The 17,974-nt window shown below is 43.7% G+C and carries 14 protein-coding genes; 2 read left to right on the top strand and 12 right to left on the bottom strand.

The window, feature by feature from the left end:
- Positions 1–162 precede the first annotated feature (162 nt).
- The 8 genes from ACMXYT_RS01475 to pilM are packed head-to-tail and all read right to left on the bottom strand — an operon-like array spanning position 163 to position 8,343.
- Positions 163–1,722, bottom strand: a complete 1,560-nt coding sequence (locus ACMXYT_RS01475; RefSeq protein WP_415899905.1) for an SPOR domain-containing protein — start codon at positions 1,720–1,722, stop codon at positions 163–165.
- A 28-nt stretch (positions 1,723–1,750) separates the two neighbouring features.
- Positions 1,751–2,845, bottom strand: coding sequence for a 3-dehydroquinate synthase (gene aroB / locus ACMXYT_RS01470; RefSeq protein ID WP_415899903.1), 1,095 nt, complete (start codon positions 2,843–2,845; stop codon positions 1,751–1,753).
- Positions 2,846–2,855: 10 nt separating this feature from the next.
- Positions 2,856–3,389 carry a shikimate kinase AroK gene (gene aroK, locus ACMXYT_RS01465; RefSeq protein WP_415911762.1) on the bottom strand — a complete coding sequence of 178 codons (534 nt, stop codon included), beginning with the start codon at positions 3,387–3,389 and terminating at the stop codon, positions 2,856–2,858.
- 12 nt (positions 3,390–3,401) lie between these two features.
- Positions 3,402–5,501, bottom strand: coding sequence for a type IV pilus secretin PilQ (gene pilQ, locus ACMXYT_RS01460; protein ID WP_415911761.1), 2,100 nt, complete (start codon positions 5,499–5,501; stop codon positions 3,402–3,404).
- Between the two features lie 29 nt (positions 5,502–5,530).
- Positions 5,531–6,082 (bottom strand): pilus assembly protein PilP, encoded by a 552-nt coding sequence (locus ACMXYT_RS01455; RefSeq protein WP_415899901.1) that lies wholly within the window; start codon positions 6,080–6,082, stop codon positions 5,531–5,533.
- Entirely contained in the window at positions 6,079–6,717 is a 639-nt protein-coding gene (locus ACMXYT_RS01450; RefSeq protein ID WP_415899900.1) for a type 4a pilus biogenesis protein PilO, read from the bottom strand. The genes ACMXYT_RS01455 and ACMXYT_RS01450 overlap by 4 nt, the downstream gene beginning before the upstream one ends.
- A gap of 3 nt (positions 6,718–6,720) precedes the next feature.
- Positions 6,721–7,272: a PilN domain-containing protein gene (locus tag ACMXYT_RS01445; RefSeq protein WP_415899898.1), complete on the bottom strand. Its 552-nt coding sequence runs from the start codon at positions 7,270–7,272 to the stop codon at positions 6,721–6,723.
- Positions 7,273–7,275: 3 nt separating this feature from the next.
- Complete coding sequence (gene pilM, locus ACMXYT_RS01440) at positions 7,276–8,343, bottom strand: type IV pilus assembly protein PilM (RefSeq protein WP_415899897.1); 1,068 nt, start codon at positions 8,341–8,343, stop codon at positions 7,276–7,278.
- Positions 8,344–8,503: 160 nt separating this feature from the next.
- Between pilM and ACMXYT_RS01435 the strand changes: the two genes are divergently transcribed.
- Complete coding sequence (locus tag ACMXYT_RS01435) at positions 8,504–10,858, top strand: penicillin-binding protein 1A (RefSeq protein ID WP_415899896.1); 2,355 nt, start codon at positions 8,504–8,506, stop codon at positions 10,856–10,858.
- 66 nt (positions 10,859–10,924) lie between these two features.
- Here ACMXYT_RS01435 and fba read toward each other — a convergent pair whose 3' ends face one another.
- The 4 genes from fba to tkt form a co-directional block, all read right to left on the bottom strand.
- Positions 10,925–11,989, bottom strand: a complete 1,065-nt coding sequence (fba, locus tag ACMXYT_RS01430; protein ID WP_415899895.1) for a class II fructose-bisphosphate aldolase — start codon at positions 11,987–11,989, stop codon at positions 10,925–10,927.
- 84 nt (positions 11,990–12,073) lie between these two features.
- Positions 12,074–13,237 carry a phosphoglycerate kinase gene (locus ACMXYT_RS01425; protein ID WP_415899893.1) on the bottom strand — a complete coding sequence of 388 codons (1,164 nt, stop codon included), beginning with the start codon at positions 13,235–13,237 and terminating at the stop codon, positions 12,074–12,076.
- A gap of 58 nt (positions 13,238–13,295) precedes the next feature.
- On the bottom strand, positions 13,296–14,327 hold the full coding sequence (locus ACMXYT_RS01420; protein ID WP_415899892.1) for a type I glyceraldehyde-3-phosphate dehydrogenase: 1,032 nt from the start codon (positions 14,325–14,327) through the stop codon (positions 13,296–13,298).
- 60 nt (positions 14,328–14,387) lie between these two features.
- The gene (gene tkt, locus ACMXYT_RS01415; RefSeq protein ID WP_415899891.1) at positions 14,388–16,382 is read right to left on the bottom strand and encodes a transketolase; all 1,995 of its coding nucleotides are present in this window, start codon (positions 16,380–16,382) and stop codon (positions 14,388–14,390) included.
- 300 nt (positions 16,383–16,682) lie between these two features.
- Here tkt and metK point away from each other — a divergent pair, with 300 nt between their 5' ends.
- A complete protein-coding gene (metK, locus tag ACMXYT_RS01410) occupies positions 16,683–17,876 on the top strand; it encodes a methionine adenosyltransferase (protein WP_415899890.1) in 1,194 nt (397 codons plus the stop codon).
- Positions 17,877–17,974 lie beyond the last annotated feature (98 nt).

The following is a 17,974-nucleotide window of genomic DNA, read 5'->3' as shown; positions in this document are numbered from 1 at the left end:
ATATCTTAATAATTCTTTCTGCTGCAATATATACGCCACTCAGCAAAAAGGGACAGCTATTCTACACGCGAAGTGGGTTTGGGACAAATTTCAAACAGTTGCCCGAGGATATTGGGAAGGTAATGACCCACTCAACAAGCAAGCCATCTATTTGTTTTTAAACTATTTTTTGCTTTTAATATCTATTTTTACGCCTTGAATACTTCTTGCCCAAGGTTTCACGTTTTGTAGCTCTTTTGGCAATTTCCTGATGGCTGCATTCGCAATATCTCTATTAGCAAACTTCCCATGTACAACTACGTGCCACGGCAACCCTTTATATATTGTCGAGAAGTGGTAAAAGTCACTTGGTTTCTGCTGAGATTTGATAAAACCAAGGGCACTTTCTTCTGACCTAGCACCTAACATCTGCAAGGTATAACCTTTATCAGGCCAACCCATCAACGCTTGCTCACTTTGACTCAGCCCCTTCGATGCTACTGCTTCCTCCTTGGGTTTCTTCTCTTGAGATTTAACCTTTGAAATCGCAGGCGAAACAGAAGGCTGCGTTTCGCCACTTGCTTTAACAACCTCTCTAAGGTCTTTTTCCAACTGAGCCGTATCCACCTTGGATACTGCCGGAGCACTAACAGCAGGCACTGAAACAACCTCTGTTTGAGGAGGTTCAACCTTAACAGCTTGCCTAGGCTTGGCGTCAGCAATACTTGGCGGATCGGTTACTACCGGCGCGGGTTTAGCTACACTGTTTAGTTTATCTTCCTGCTCTTTTAAGCGAGCCGAGAGCTCTTCTCTTACTGAAGGATTTTTTTCTAGAAGCATGTCAGGCTGCACAGCCTTTTCTGTCCGGCCACTCTCAATTTTAATCGCTTCAGGTTGCTCTACAGCTGCTGGAACAACTAATGGCACGGTTACCCGTTCTTCGACTGCCACTTGCTGATCAATATCAGGCTCTTCTGGCATAAATTTCCACAGTGAAACCCCCACAATACCTAATAACACAACAGCTATACCCATCATATGAATGGGTGGCAGAGGGAATGCAGTTTTTTTCCGCGGGGGAACTGTAATTTTGCCACCAGCAAGCAGAGTTTCTATTCGCCCCGGCATACCACCAGACAGAGAGATCAAATCTGCTTTTTTCTTTTCAGGAAGCGATGTCAGCGCTGGATGACAAATCTGTAGATATTCAGCAGCTTCTTCATCCGACATACCCTCAATAGCAACATGGTGAACACGCCCTTCCATCGCTTTAACAAGGTCTGTATCTAAAACAGCTTCTGCGTATGATGGTTCAGACATCAAAAGTAACTGCGCACCTGCCGCATGCAGATTCATCAGCAATTCAAACGCCTCATTAGACAGATATTCCGCATCATCAATCAGTATCAGACATTTCTGACCCGCTGAACTCAGTGCTTTTAGCTGAAGGTGGAAAACTTTTAGTTGATCAGCAAACCCGGTCCCGGCCGCATCATGACTTGGTAATTGACTGATAAGGGATGCAAGCAATTTTTGCTGCGATAATTCCGCTTCAGGCGTTATAAAGCAGCTACAAAGTGTTGTATCGCCCTTTTCGGGATGGAGCTGATCCAATAAAGTACTTTTTCCTGCTCCTCGTTCCCCTGAAACTAATAGCAAGAAATCAGAAAACCTAACCAAATGCTTTAGTTTATCTAGTAGTTGAAGACGACTTGGCGGTTCAAAGTAAATATTTGACTTCATCAGAAAGGATCAACTCTTAAAGCATTAACTAACAGCAGCTACCTAACTTTTTACCCGCAGATAAGGTTCGGTCTAATAACTCCGCTGGAAAATCTGAAGTTACAATTGCTTTACCAATCTCTTGAAGCAGCACAAGACGAATACTTCCATCAATAACCTTTTTATCCACAAGCATCAAATCTTTAAAAGTATCAATTCCCATAGACTCGGGCGGATGCACAGGAAGATTAGCAGCCTCAAGTATATTCCTGATTCGATCAACATCAGAAGATGAGATCCAACCCAAGCGACAAGAAAGATCTGCCGCCATCATTGTTCCAGCACCAACAGCTTCACCATGAAGCCATTCACCATAGCCTTGGTTAGCCTCAATCGCATGACCAAATGTGTGCCCTAGGTTCAACCACGCTCGAATACCTGCCTCTTTCTCATCTTGCGCAACCACCTCTGCTTTAACAGCACAAGAACGATAAATTGCCTGTTCAAGAAGATCTGACTGCAACCCCATCAAGCCATCAATATGATCTTCTAAATAACATAGAAAAGCTTCATCGTAGATCAAGCCATACTTGATCACTTCTGCCATACCTGCTGACAACTCTTTTTCAGGCAGGGTATTTAAAACATCAGTATCAATCACAACACATTGAGGCTGATGAAACGCTCCAATCATGTTCTTACCTTGAGGATGGTTAACGCCGGTCTTCCCACCCACTGAAGAATCTACTTGAGAAAGCAGAGTTGTCGGAACCTGAACAAAGTTCACACCGCGTTGGTAACACGCGGCCGCAAATCCGGTCATATCCCCTACAACACCACCGCCGAGCGCGATAAGTGTTGTCGTTCTGTTATGGCGATTTTCTAATAAAGCATCAAAGATCGTGTTGATCTGACCCAGGTTTTTATACTGTTCACCATCTGGCAATACCACAGCATCTACTTGAAACTGTCCTACTAATGTTTTTTTTAGACGCTCAAGATATAAAGGCGCAATCGTTTCATTCGTTACTATCAGGACTTGCTTGCCCTTTATATACGGAGCCATAAGCCCCTGATCTAGTAAACCTTGCCCAATAAAAATAGGGTAACTTCGATCACCCAGATCAACTTTTAATGTTTGCATAGAAAATTGCTTACTCCGCATCAAGCGGTGACTTTGCCTTTAATTGTTTAATAATGTCACTAGCGACCGTTTTGGGATGGCGCTTATCAGTCCTAACAGTTATATCCGCACAATCAAGATATAAGGGATGACGTTCAGCCATAAGCGACTCTAACACAGCCCTAGGGTCTTCGGTTTGAAGTAGAGGTCTATTTTTGTCGCGAGAGGTTCTATCTAATTGTTGATCCACTGATGTTTCTAAATAAACCACTGTTCCATTCGACTGTAATGCTGCCCGATTAGCGGCCCTTAAAACAGCCCCACCTCCTGTCGAAAGGACAATAGAGCGGTCTTCTGCCAATTCCTTTATGACACTCTCCTCCCTATCTCTGAAACCTATTTCTCCTTCTACATCGAAGATCCAAGGTATATCAGCACCAGCACGATTTTCTATTTCACGATCAGAATCAACAAATTCTAATTTCAATTCTTGAGATAACAAACGGCCTATGGTGCTTTTTCCAGCTCCCATAGGCCCAACGAGAAAGATGTTCAATTCACACAACCATTCTTACAATTACTGTGATGTTAATGAATTTCTTACCAATTTAGGTGTAATGAAAATCAACAACTCAGTTTTTTCTGAAGTATTTTCTTTATTTCTGAACAAAGCCCCCATGATTGGAAGATCTCCTAATAAAGGGATTTTACCTGTGGTCTCGCTGTTTTCATTCCTAAAGACCCCACCAAGAACAATGGTTTGTCCATCAGGAACCACTACCGAAGTTCTGAGTTCGTTATTATCAATACTCAGCTCACCATTTGGTAATACCGACCCAATTGAATCTTGTTTAATTTCCAAATCCATGGCAATTCTATCCCCCGGATTTATACGTGGCGTAACATCTAATTTCAAAACTACATCTTTGAATTCAACACTAACTTCACCATCTTCTACCGTTTGGTAAGGGATTTCAGAACCAGACTCAATTGATGCTTGCGTACCATTTGTTGTCATAACTTTAGGTTGAGAAATCACTTCCGCCTTGCCATCAGTTTCTAACGCACTTAACTCTAGTGCCAACAAAGAACTTGAACCTGGTTTAAACCCAATAGCAATAGAACCAGCATTTGCCGCTGTTGCACCTAAGTCAACCTGCAACCCTGCTGCAGTAGGAGGCGAACCAAAATCAATAGATTCATATGTGTCATTAACAATCCATCCTTCTCCATTGCTATTCACATCGTTATAACCGAAGCCCCAACGAACGCCTAAATCTTTAGTCACACTAGATCGAGCATTCACTAAACGGGCTTCAACTAAAACTTGCTCCACTTCAACGTCAAAACGCCTTAACGTGCTCCGTATAGCCTCGATATCCTTCTCAGTTCCTTTAACCATTAAGATATTAGTTTCATCATCTGACATAACAAAACCGCGTTCTGAGATTAACTTTGCTTTTTCAATAGCATCAAGCATATCTGAAGCTTTACGGTACTCAACCTGAATATATTCAGTTCTCAAAGGCGCCAGTTGCTCTACTTTCTGAGAACTTTCTAATTCTTCCTGCTCCCGCTTTGCGATTTCTGTTGCTGGAGCTATCAGCAATACATTACCTACGGTTCGTTGATCTAAGCCTTTAGTTTTCAAAATTATATCTAGAGCTTGATCCCAAGGTACGTTTTTCAATCGCAGAGTAATGTTGCCGCTAACAGTATCGCTAACAACTAAGTTCAATTCAGCTACTTCAGCAATAATTTGCAATACAGAACGAAGTTCTACATTTTGAAAATTTAAATCTATTGCTTCGCCACTAAACGGGAATAGATCCTTATCCCTCTCTTGCTTTTCAGCTGCACTTAGAGGTTTGAAATCCAGTACCAACTTATTGTCAGTCTGATAAGCTAAATATTCATATGGCTCAGCGCTAGGCTTAACAAGAATGCTTGTATTGCCTCCATTAGCCATAGCATCAATAAACATTACAGGCGTAGCAAAATCCTGTACATCTACCCGCTGTTCTAGAGCACGCGAGAGATCGGCCCCAACCAGGTTTACAACAACATTGTTACCTTCTTCTTGTATATCGACACCCGCTTTATCATCTGAAAGGGTAATACTTACTCGCCCAATACCACCCTCTTCCCTTTCAAAGTCCATCCCAACAACACTTGTGCGATCGGAAACTAAACCAGAAGAACTTTCTGCACCAACTTGAGATTGGGAAATCATACTTTTAGAGGCAGCGGGCGCCATATTAGACACATATCCCCCAGATTGGACTATTACAAATAGGCTGTTACCTTCTGTAAAAGTTTTATATGAAGAAGGCTCAAAAAGACTGGTAACCACTCGCAGCCTACCATCAGTTTGTGCAAAACTGACTCCATCAACTTGCCCCGTTTTAATATCTAAGGAGCGTGTATCTAACCCATTTTTAACGCCCCATAGATCCATTACGAGTCTAGCCGGCTGATTTATCATGTAAGCCTGGGGCGATGGAGGCGTAGAATCAAAGTCAAATTTCAGTTCAACTTTCCCGCCAGGCAAAGCCACAAAATTCGCCTGTTTCAGTTGAATTTCAGCTGCCGCCCACTGCGACAAGAACACACTGATCAAAGCCACAGACAATAGGTACATTTTTTTATACAAATTGATTGTAGGTACAGTGTTCATGGGGACCCGAATTTTCACAATATTATCCCTTATTCCGGCTCATTCAAGGCAAGGCTACGGGTGCGTTTCATCCAACCACCGCGACCATTTTTGATTATTTCAATTATATTTATTTGCAACTCATCTAAAGAGATTATTTCACCATGATCTAACCCCATATAATCACCTACTGTGACTCTATGTATTTCGGAATTATTATCCTTAACTAAAGCCCAAAGGCGATCATCGTCTCTTTGATTGATTGTTCCAACCATATTGAGATTATCAATTGCAAACGATTCCAGATAACTCTTTTCTCTCTCTGAATCAGGCTTAAGCTCTCCAAATAAGCCATCCTCAGGCAAACTTTCCTTTTCAGGAGCGAGTTCGATTGCTCTGAAAGGCTCCCTTAATGAAGCACCTTCATAAACAAAACTATTATATGGCTGAAACTCTGGCAAAGGTTCAATTTTCCCGCCTTTAATTTGATTTGTTTTAGCCACATATTTTTGCAAATCAGTTGTATCATCAACCCAATCTACACATCCCGCCAAAAGAGAGGTGACCAAAGAGCAGAAAATAAACTTTATATTCTTAATCATTTTTTCCTCCCCTTTTTAGTTTTCTTTTTCTTGGATGCTGGTTCGTTGTCATCATACCTATAGGTTTTAGCTTCAATATTCATTGAAACACCCGCATTCAGTGGCTTAATAGAATAATTATGCATAGTAACAATTCTAGATAAACCAGCAACACCACTTACAAATTGACCTAACTGGTGATAAGACCCAGACACATTAATTTTTATTGGCAACTCTCTATAGAAATCAGCTCTTTTCTCAGAAGCTAATACAATTGATCCTATATTTAGCCCCGCCGCAGTACCTAAATTAGTTATATCATCCAACAAACCAGGCACCTCTTTTTTTGTAGGCAACTGCTTTAACAACTCCTTAAAGCGCCCCTCAACATCTTTCATCTGTAGTCGAAGTGCTTCTAAGTTAGCAACTTGTAGGGCCTTGCTTTTATATTGTGTTTTTAGGCCTTCTTCTTTTGCAATAACTCTCTCTAGGCCTTTTTGCTTCTCTGCAATATAAAAATGAGTACCTGCCACTAAAATAATTACTATAACCAAGAGGTATGAAATATATTTAACACCAATCGGCCAATTACCAGCACTAGAAAAATCCATATTCCCTGGATCAAAACCTTTGAATGCGTTCTTTAGCACCTCCATTATTTAACTCCCTTTCTTCTCTTTTGGCGTTACTACTGGTAAAGATAAAGAAAATGAATTCAATCCCTCTTTAGACAACTTAACTGTACTGAGAGTTGGCTCACCAAACCATATAGATGAATTAATATTTCGCATAAGATTTGAAACATCCAATTTATCTTCAGCGACTCCATTAATGCCGATACTATTTGCTTTACGACTCACTCGAGAATAATAAATACCATCGGGCAAAACTTTCACCAATTCATCAAAATTCCTCACGATTATTGGCCTAGATGCCTGCAGCTGCTGTATTGCATCCAATCGCGCTAGTAACCGCTGCTTCTTTTCCTTTAATTCTTTAATTTCTTTGAGCTTCTTATCTAGCTTTGCAGATTCGGCTTTAAGATAATCATTTCTGTCAACCTGCCGATCATGCATTAAATCAAAATAATACCCTATCCCTAGAACAACAGCTCCGGCAAACAAGGCGGCACCGCCCAAATTTATTAAGAAATGCTTCTGGCGTTCTTTGGACTTTTCTTCACGCCAAGGCCTTAAATTGATTGTAGCCATAATCTACACCTTGTCCTCAAATCCACGCATTGCCAACCCACATGCTTTTATCAAAGAAGGCGCATCACGCTCTAACCTTGAACGATTTACACGTGAACTAATTGACATATTTAAGAATGGGTTAGCCATATCGGCGTTTATACCCAGTTCTTCAGTTAGCTGATCAACAAGCCCCTTGATAGTTGCAGTCCCTCCAGACAAAAACAATGCGGAAAGTTCACTATGGGCACCAGATGAATAAAAGAATTGAAGGGATCGAGACACTTGTTGCGCCACAGTCCCCCTGAATGGTAAGACCACCATGTCATGAATTTCAGAAGATAATTCATTAAGCCTTAACGACTGTTCTACTTCTTCGACACTCATTCCATACTGTTGATGAATAGTATTTGTTAAATCATTACCCCCAAAAGCCTGCTCACGGCTATAAACAATCTCAGTACCTTTGAATACATTTAGAGTAAGCGTAGCAGCTCCAATATCAACAACACCAATCAAATTAGATTCATCTCTCTGCTCAGGAGAAATTAATGGAAAAGCCCTCTCGACGGCAAAGGTATCTACATCAACAATTGAACATTGCAGCCCTGAATTACTAATTACATCTTCACGCTGTTCGACATCTGTCTTTCTACAAGCCACAAGTAATACTTGTTGTAAGCTATCATTATTTTTGACTGGACCTAACACCTCAAAATCCAGCGCAACTTCATCTAATGGGTATGGAATAAACTGATCGGCCTCGACCTTGATTTGCTCTTCAAGCTCAAATTCTGTGAAGGCATTACTCATTTCAATACGTTTTGTAATAACGGCAGACGCTGGCACAGCAGCAATAGCAGACGACAATTTCCCTCCTGCCACTTTTACTGCTTTTTCTATTGTTTCAGCCACCTGACCAATATCTTGAATATTGCCATCAATAACAGCTGTCGTAGGTAACGAAACCACGGCATAAGATTCTAGAGTATAACCACCGCCATTTTTAGAAAGAGCCACTAACTTTACGGATGAAGATCCGACATCCAGCCCAACCAAACAACTTGACTTGTTTCCCAAAAAGCCCAACACAAATATATTCCCTAACTAGTCCTGCGTTAATGTGTATTAAGTACCCTTGGCTTACCCTAAGAGATATTAAAAACTAATTAATATTTAATATCTGCTAGAGGATCAATACCACCTATCTATATAATAGACCCAAATCAACTTTTCAACGTATCAGAGTAGCATGTCAGCTATGGTTTCGCTTTTCAAACTTTTGTTTAAAATCGGTATTTTTTGCTTGTTCTTAGGCACACTTACGTTTGCAGGCGTCTATTACCACTTCTCTCCAAAACTACCCAATACCGATTCACTTAAAGATGTTCAGTTTCAAACTCCTTTGCGAATTTTCTCTCAGGACGAAAAGCTCATTGCTGAATTTGGTGAAAAACGTCGCACACCGATCAACTTTGAAGAGATCCCACCTCAGTTCATTCATGCTCTTACCGCTGCTGAAGACAGTCGTTTTTTTGACCACTTCGGCATTGATATTAAAGGCCTATCTCGAGCTGCATTCCAATTAGCATCAACTGGTCATATCCAAAGTGGTGGTTCGACCATCACCATGCAGGTTGCTAAAAACTTCTTCCTTACTCGTGAGAAAACGTTTACACGAAAGTTCATGGAAATTTTGCTCGCACTTAGAATCGAGCAAGAACTAAGTAAAGAAGAAATCTTTGAGCTCTATATCAATAAAATCTATTTAGGCCACCGTTCATACGGTATACAAGCAGCAGCTAATGTCTATTACGGCAAGAATATCGAAAACTTAAGTCTTGCTCAGCATGCAATGATTGCCGGTCTGCCTAAAGCCCCTTCTGCTTTTAACCCGATCACCAACCCTAGCAGGGCGATAGAGCGACGAAATTGGATTCTTAAACGTATGCACTCGCTCAGTTTCATTAATGATCAACAGTTAGAAGAAGCTATTGCCGCTCCCGTTACAGCTAAATATCACACAAGCGATATTGAACTGCGCGCATATTATGTTGCAGAGATGGTTCGAAAAGAACTATACGAACAATTCGGTGAGAATCTGTATACCGATGGATATAAAGTCTACACGACTCTGGATAGCAAACTTCAATCGTCAGCAAACATCGCTGTATCAAACGGCTTGGTGGCTTACTCTGAGCGCCATGGCTACCTAGGAGCTGAGGACCAGTGGGATATCGCCAACACCTCTTCTGATGATCTACAGAAGAAATTGAACAAAGTAATTTCTTACTTCACCCTTCAACCAGCAGTTGTTCTATCAGTCGATGATAAATCTGCAGAATTACTCTTGAAAGAAGGAAAAAAAGCGACGCTAGAATGGGAAGGTATAGCATGGGCAAAACCATACAAATCGGTCAACTACACAGGCAAAGCCCCGAAGAAGGCTAGCGACGTATTAAAAATCGGGGATTTAATTCGAATTCGAGAGAAGGAAGGGAAATTCCATCTAACGCAAACTCCTAAAGTTCAAGGTTCCCTTGTTGCCTTGAACCCTAAAGATGGTGCTATTGTATCTCTCGTAGGCGGATTTAATTTCACTCACAATAAATTTAATCGCAGCACTCAAGCCGTTCGTCAGCCGGGTTCAAACTTCAAACCTTTTATTTATGCTGCTGCATTGGATAAAGGCTATTCTCCCGCCTCTTTAATTAACGATGCCCCAATTGTCATCCATGACCAACAATTGGAAGGCAATTGGCGCCCGGAAAATTCCAGCAAAAAATTCTACGGCCCTACACGCCTACGTGAAGCTCTCTATAAATCAAGAAACCTTGTTTCAATTAGACTTCTGCGAGCAATAGGTATAGACGCAGCCCAAACTTACCTAGATCTAGCAGGTTTCGACCGCACGAAACTACCCAACAATTTATCTTTATCTTTGGGTACAGCAGACGTAACACCGCTTCAACTAGCCACAGGTTATGCGGCTTTTGCCAATGGTGGCTTCAAAGTAGAACCTTATTTTATTCAGCGCATTGAAACTCAGTTTGGAGAGAACCTGTTCACCGCCCAACCCGCTACTGTATGTAATAACGATTGCGAGCAAAGCCAAGAACAAAAGCTTGCTCCACGAATATATAACGAGCAAGTGTCATTCCTGACCTATAACATCATGCAGGATACAATTCGCCGAGGCACTGCTCGCAAAGCTCTAATACTCAAACGTAAAGATATAGCGGGTAAAACCGGAACTACCAATGATCAGAAAGATGCGTGGTTCTCTGGTTTCAACCAAGACTTCGTTGCGACCGCCTGGGTTGGTTTCGATCAACCTAAAACCTTAGGCCGACGTGAGTTTGGCGGCACAGCTGCCCTACCGATCTGGATCGATTTCATGCGAGATGCACTTGAGGACAAACCTGAAAATGCACCCAAAGCTCCTCAAGGCATTGTTAGCGTAAAAATTGATCCTCGCAGTGGACAATTGGCTTACCCTGGGCAGGCTGACGCCATCTACGAATATTTCCGTAAGAAAAATATTCCAACCGGTTATGCTACACCTAGCAATTCTGCATCCACCAATACTGCGGAAGAGCTATTTTAAAGCTTTTCTAAGGCCATAAAAAACCGCCCTAAGGCGGTTTTTTTTATGGCTTAAACAGAAATCAATTTAAGCAATTTTTGGATCTAGTTCACCACTTTCGTATTTCTCGGCCATGTTTTCCAGAGAGATCGCAGTGATCTTCGACGCATTACCTGCTGTACCGAAAGCTTCGTAGCGATTTACACAGATATCTGTCATCGCTTCCATAGACTTCTTCAGGTATTTACGTGGGTCAAACTCAGCTGGGTTTTCAGCCAAGAAACGGCGGATCGCACCAGTAGATGCTAGACGAAGGTCTGTGTCGATGTTTACTTTACGCACACCGTACTTGATACCTTCAACGATCTGCTCAACAGGCACACCGTAAGTTTCTGGAATCTCGCCACCAAACTCATTAATTACAGCCAACCATTCCTGAGGAACAGAAGAGGAACCATGCATTACTAGGTGAGTCCCCGGAATGCGCTCATTGATCGCTTTGATGCGATCAATCGCTAGAATGTCACCGGTAGGTGGACGAGTAAACTTGTATGCACCGTGAGATGTACCACAAGCTATTGCCAAAGCGTCTACACCAGTCTTCTTCACGAAGTCTGCTGCTTCATCTGGATCTGTCAGCATCTGATCGTGAGACAATGTACCTTCAGCACCGATACCGTCTTCTTCGCCCGCTTGACCTGTTTCCAAAGAACCCAGACAACCCAGCTCACCCTCTACAGAAACACCACACGCATGTGCCATTTCAACCGTACGGCGAGTAACATCAACGTTGTATTCGTAGCTTGATGGCGTTTTACCATCAGACATCAGGGAACCGTCCATCATGACAGAGGAGAAGCCCATCGCGATAGTACGCTGACAAACCGCAGGAGACGTACCGTGGTCCTGGTGCATACATACCGGGATATGCGGGAATTCAGCAATCGCCGCTTCGATCATGTGACGCAGGAAGTTAGAGCCTGCATATTTACGCGCACCGGCAGACGCCTGAACAATTACTGGAGAGTTAGTTTTATCTGCCGCTTCCATAATAGCGCGCATCTGTTCCAGATTGTTCACGTTGAATGCTGGAATGCCATAGTCGTTTTCAGCAGCATGATCCAGCAGCTGACGCATGGAGATCAGAGCCATTTTGTCACCTTTAAATATCTGTTAACTTCGTCGAAAGACGGGGATGGGCAGAGTTTACCACCCATCCATTATTAAAATTAGTGCTTAAGCGTTTTTAGCTTCCAGAGCAGCCACTGCAGGTAGCTTCTTACCTTCAACAAACTCAAGGAACGCACCACCACCAGTAGAGATATAAGATACCTTATCTGCAATATCGTATTTATCCACAGCTGCTAAGGTGTCACCACCGCCCGCTATAGAGAAACCGTGGTTTTCAGCGATAGCTAGAGACAACGTCTTAGTACCTTCACCAAACTGGTCAAATTCAAATACACCAACTGGACCGTTCCAGATGATTGTTCCTGCATCTTTCAGCAGTTCAGCTAGGTTTTGTGCAGATTGAGGACCAATATCCAAAATCATGTCATCTTCAGCTACATCATCAACAGATTTAACCGTCGCTTCAGCTGTTTCAGCAAACTCTTTGGCAACCACAACATCAACCGGCATCGGGATGTTTACTTTCTTCATCAGATCCTGAGCTACCGGAATCAGGTCATGTTCGCACAGTGATTTACCCACTGGCTTACCTGCCGCAGCCAGGAAAGTGTTCGCAATGCCTCCACCGACGATCAACTGATCAACTTGGTCGGATAGCGCTGTTAGCACTTCAAGTTTCGTCGATACTTTAGATCCGCCAACGATCGCTGCGAGCGAACGTGCAGGCTTATCTAGCGCCTTACCCAAGGCATCTAGTTCACCTGCTAATAGAGGGCCAGCACATGCGACTTCAGCAAATTTCGCCACGCCGTGGGTCGACGCTTGAGCACGGTGTGCCGTACCGAATGCATCCATCACATAAACATCACACAATGCAGCCATCTTCTGAGATAACTCTTCATTGTCTTTCTTTTCGCCTACATTAAAGCGAACGTTTTCCAGCAATACCAGATCGCCTTCTGCAACCTCAAAGCCTCCGTCCAACCAATCTTTAATTAGTGGAACTTCGCGACCCAACAAACTGCCAATATGGTTAGCTACAGGCTGTAGAGAGAACTCTTCGTTGTATTCACCTTCCGTTGGTCGACCTAGGTGAGACATGACCATCACCTTAGCACCTGCTTTAAGTGCCAGCTCAATAGTCGGCAATGATGCGCGGATACGCGCATCAGAAGTTACTTCACCATTTTTCACTGGTACGTTTAGGTCTTCACGGATCAGAACGCGCTTGCCGCTCAGATCCAGTTCGCTCATTTTCAGTACGCTCATTGACGTGCCCTACTTAAGTTTTTAAATATTTAAATCAGGAATTCGTTTCTTTAGCAGCTTATGTTTCTTCACCGCCTAACGCTAACCAGTGCTGTGCAACATCTAACATACGGTTAGCAAAGCCCCATTCATTATCAAACCAACAAACAAGCTTGATCAGACGCCCTTCAGACACTTTTGTCTGGGTACCGTCTACTACCGCGGAACGGGAATCGCGGTTGAAGTCTACCGAAGCATGGGGCTCTTCGGTATAACCTAATAGTCCCTTTAACGGCCCTTCGATAGAGGCACGCTGCAGGATGTGATTCACCTCTTCGACATTGGTCGGCTGCGACACATTAATTGAGAGATCCATCATCGATACATTTATCGTGGGAACTCGAACATGCAGGCACTGAAACATACCCGCGAGATGCGGTAACAGACGATCAATACCCTTATCTAGACCTGTGTCTACAGGCACAATTGAATGCATAGCACTTCGAGTTAGACGTAAATCAGTTTGATGGTAACTATCGATAACCGGCTGATCATTCATCGCGGAATGAATCGTGGTCGTGACACCATTTTCAATCCCAAGCTGTTTATCTAGTAGATCTAGTACTGGGATAATACAGTTGGTGGTACAGGAAGCCGCTGAGACAACTTTATGCTCGGGACGTAGCAATTTCTCGTTCAAACCAAAGACGATAGTTGCATCTACCTCATCTGTAGCAGGCTGAGAAAACAACAAGCGCTGAGCACCGCTATGCAAATGTAACTCAGCTAGAGAGCGAGCTTTAAACGATCCTGAACACTCAAAGAGAAGATCAATACCCAAATCAGCCCAAGGCAGATCCTCAGCATCAGATTCACTCAGAATCTGAATAGTGTCTCCATTGACCAGAAGCTGCTTGCCATTGTGTTCAACAGACACCGGAAAACGACCATGAGTCGTGTCGTAGCGTGTCAGGTAGGTTACCGTTTCAAGATCGGACAGCTCATTGATAGCAACAACCCTAAATAGATTTTGCAATCCATTTTCATAAATCGCACGCAGGACACACTGGCCGATTCGACCATAGCCATTGATTGCAACGCGATAACTCAATCTAGAACCCTACCCTAAAAATAAAAAGACCCGGAACCCCGGGTCTTTTTACGTGTTCTATTACAGAACAGATTTAACCGTTTCAACTACGTTTTCAGTAGTGAAACCGAAGTGTTTGAACAATTCACCTGCAGGCGCAGATTCACCGAAGGTACGCATACCGACGATGGCACCGTTCAAACCAACGTATTTGTACCAGAAGTCTGCCTGCAGCGCTTCAACAGCAACACGTGCTGTCACGGCAGCAGGAAGAACGGACTCACGGTATTCAGAAGACTGCTGATCGAACACACCCGTTTCTGGCATAGAAACTACACGAACGTTCGTACCTTCAGCAGCAAGCGCTTCAGCAGCATCCATTGCAAGGCCTACTTCAGAACCTGTAGCAATCAGGATAGCATCTGGCTGTCCATCAGTGTCACGTAGGATGTAACCACCTTTCGCGATGTTTGCAATCTGCTCTTCTGAACGGACCTGATGCGGTAATCCCTGACGCGAAAAGATCATTGCCGTTGGGCCATCTGCACGCTCAAGCGCAGCCTTCCAAGCTACTGCAGACTCAACTGCATCACAGGGACGCCATGTACTCATGTTTGGCGTGTGACGTAGGTTAGCCACTTGCTCAACTGGCTGGTGAGTCGGACCATCTTCACCCAAACCAATAGAATCGTGCGTATAAACATGGATAGCACGTTGCTTCATCAGTGCAGCCATACGAACTGCATTACGTGCGTATTCCATAAATACAAGGAAGGTCGCACCATAAGGGATGAAACCACCGTGCAAAGCGATACCGTTCATGATCGCAGACATACCAAATTCACGTACACCGTAGAACAGGTAGTTACCAGAGGCATCGTTTTTCTCTACACCTTTGCAGCCAGACCATAGAGTCAAGTTAGAACCTGCTAGATCGGCAGAGCCACCTAGTAGCTCAGGTAGAAGAGGACCGTATGCATTCAACGCATTCTGAGATGCCTTACGAGAAGCGATTGTTTCACCTTTCTCAGCAATTTCTGCGATGTAAGCATCAGCTTTTTCTGAAAAATCAGCTGGCAGTTCTCCAGAGATACGACGTAGTAGCTCATCTGCTAGTTCTGGGAACTCAGCACGGTACGCAGCAAAACGTTCGTTCCACTCATTTTCAGCGTGAACACCCGCTTCCTGCGCATTCCAGTCTTCAGCAATTTCAGAAGGAACTTCAAAAGCAGGATGAGTCCAGCCCAGACGCTCACGTGTCAGAGCGATTTCATCATCACCCAGTGGTGCACCGTGACAGTCTTCTTTACCTTCTTTGTTCGGAGAACCAAAACCGATAACTGTTTTACAGCAGATCAGTGTTGGTTGTTCTGTATTTTCTTTCGCTTGCTCGATCGCCGCACGAATCTGGTCAGCATCGTGACCATCAACATTAGGGATAACCTGCCAACCGTAAGACTCAAAACGTTTAACGTTATCGTCCGTATACCAGCCTTCAACTTCACCATCAATTGAGATGCCGTTGTCATCCCAGAATGCAATCAGTTTCCCAAGACCCAGCGTACCCGCTAGAGAACAAGCCTCATGAGAAATACCTTCCATCAAGCAGCCATCACCCATGAACACATACGTGTTGTGATCAACAATATCGTGACCTGCACGGTTGAACTGAGCAGCTAGCGTTTTCTCTGCAACTGCAAAACCAACCGCGTTAGTAATGCCTTGACCCAAAGGACCTGTTGTCGTTTCTACACCTGGGCAGTAACCATATTCAGGGTGACCCGCTGTTTTAGAATGAAGCTGGCGGAAGTTTTTCAAATCTTCGATAGAGACATCGTAGCCAGTCAGGTGAAGCAAGCTGTAGATCAGCATAGAGCCATGACCATTGGACAGTACGAAACGGTCTCGATCGAACCACTGCGGGTTTGTTGGGTTGTGCTTCATAAAATCGTTCCAAAGCACTTCAGCGATATCCGCCATACCCATTGGGGCACCCGGGTGACCAGATTTAGCTTTCTGTACGGCATCCATGCTCAACGCACGAATCGCGTTGGCAAGTTCTCTACGAGAAGACATTAACTCAGCTCCTGGGCGTTTTGCCCAAAATAGAAGGTTCAGGAAAAAATTGGGCGCAATTTTCTCGCAGATAGAGGAAAGCTTCAAATAAGAATTGCACTTTCAGGGTAAAAATGAGCGTTTTTCATTCAAAAATCGATAATTCTCATCTTAGCAAACGGGAAAGATATGCATTTAACCTTAGTCGCGGGTAGAATATGCGCTAAATTTTCCGGATGGCTTGCCAACTGTTTAAGCATTTCTGTTTCTTTGCAGAGCAATCAGCCACCCATGAACATCTGTTGAAAGGTATTAATGACGATGAGCGAATACAGCTTATTTACTTCTGAATCCGTTTCCGAAGGTCACCCAGATAAGATTGCGGATCAGATCTCCGATGCCGTACTGGATGCCATCATTGCTGAAGACAAACATGCACGTGTAGCCTGCGAAACACTGGTTAAGACAGGTGTAGCAGTTGTATCTGGCGAAATCACAACGTCTGCTTGGGTAGATTTGGAAGATTTAGTTCGTAAAGTTATCAATGATATCGGCTACACATCTTCTGAAGTAGGTTACGATGGCGATACCTGTGGCGTAATCAACATCATCGGTAAACAATCCCCTGATATCAACCAAGGTGTTGACCGTGCGAAGCCTGAAGATCAAGGTGCAGGCGACCAAGGCCTAATGTTCGGTTATGCATCAAACGAAACTGATGTATTGATGCCGGCACCAATCACTTATTCTCACCGTCTAGTTGAGCGCCAAGCTGAAGTTCGTAAATCCGGCCTCCTGCCATGGTTACGCCCAGATGCGAAATCCCAGCTAACATTCCGCTATGAGAACGGTAAACCTGTAGGTGTTGACGCACTCGTTCTATCTACTCAGCACAACCCTGAAGTATCGCAGGCAGATCTTCGTGAAGCAGTAATGGAGCTAATTGTTAAGCACGTTATTCCTGCTGAATGGATCACAAAAGAGACTCAGTTCCACATCAACCCAACCGGCAACTTCGTAATCGGTGGTCCAGTAGGTGACTGTGGTCTGACAGGCCGTAAAATCATTGTTGATACTTATGGCGGCATGGCTCGTCATGGTGGTGGCGCATTCTCTGGTAAAGACCCATCAAAGGTAGACCGTTCTGCTGCTTACGCAGGTCGTTATGTCGCGAAGAACATTGTGGCTGCGGGCCTAGCAGACCGTTGTGAAATTCAGGTGTCTTACGCAATTGGTGTAGCAGAGCCAACGTCTGTATCGATCAATACATTCGGTACTGGCAAGATCTCTGATGATAAGATCATTCAATTAGTTCGTGAGCACTTTGACCTTCGCCCTTACGCGATCACTACAATGCTTGATCTACTTCACCCAATGTATCAGCCAACTGCTGCATACGGCCACTTTGGCCGTAACCCGTTCGAAATGGAGTACAAAGGTGAAACCTTTACTGCATTCACATGGGAACGCACTGATAAAGCAGACGCACTACGCGAAGCTGCAGGCCTATCTTAATTTAGTGATTTTTCTCCAAAAAAAGCGCCTTATGGCGCTTTTTTATTGCCTACAGTAAGTTATATGACAATAATGAGAAACTTACTTTTCGCGGCCTT

It is taken from the genome of Neptuniibacter sp. QD37_11 (assembly GCF_047778105.1).
Classification (GTDB): domain Bacteria; phylum Pseudomonadota; class Gammaproteobacteria; order Pseudomonadales; family Balneatricaceae; genus Neptuniibacter.
Note: the sequence above shows the minus strand (reverse complement) of the source record. Positions and strands in the feature narration are given on the sequence as shown.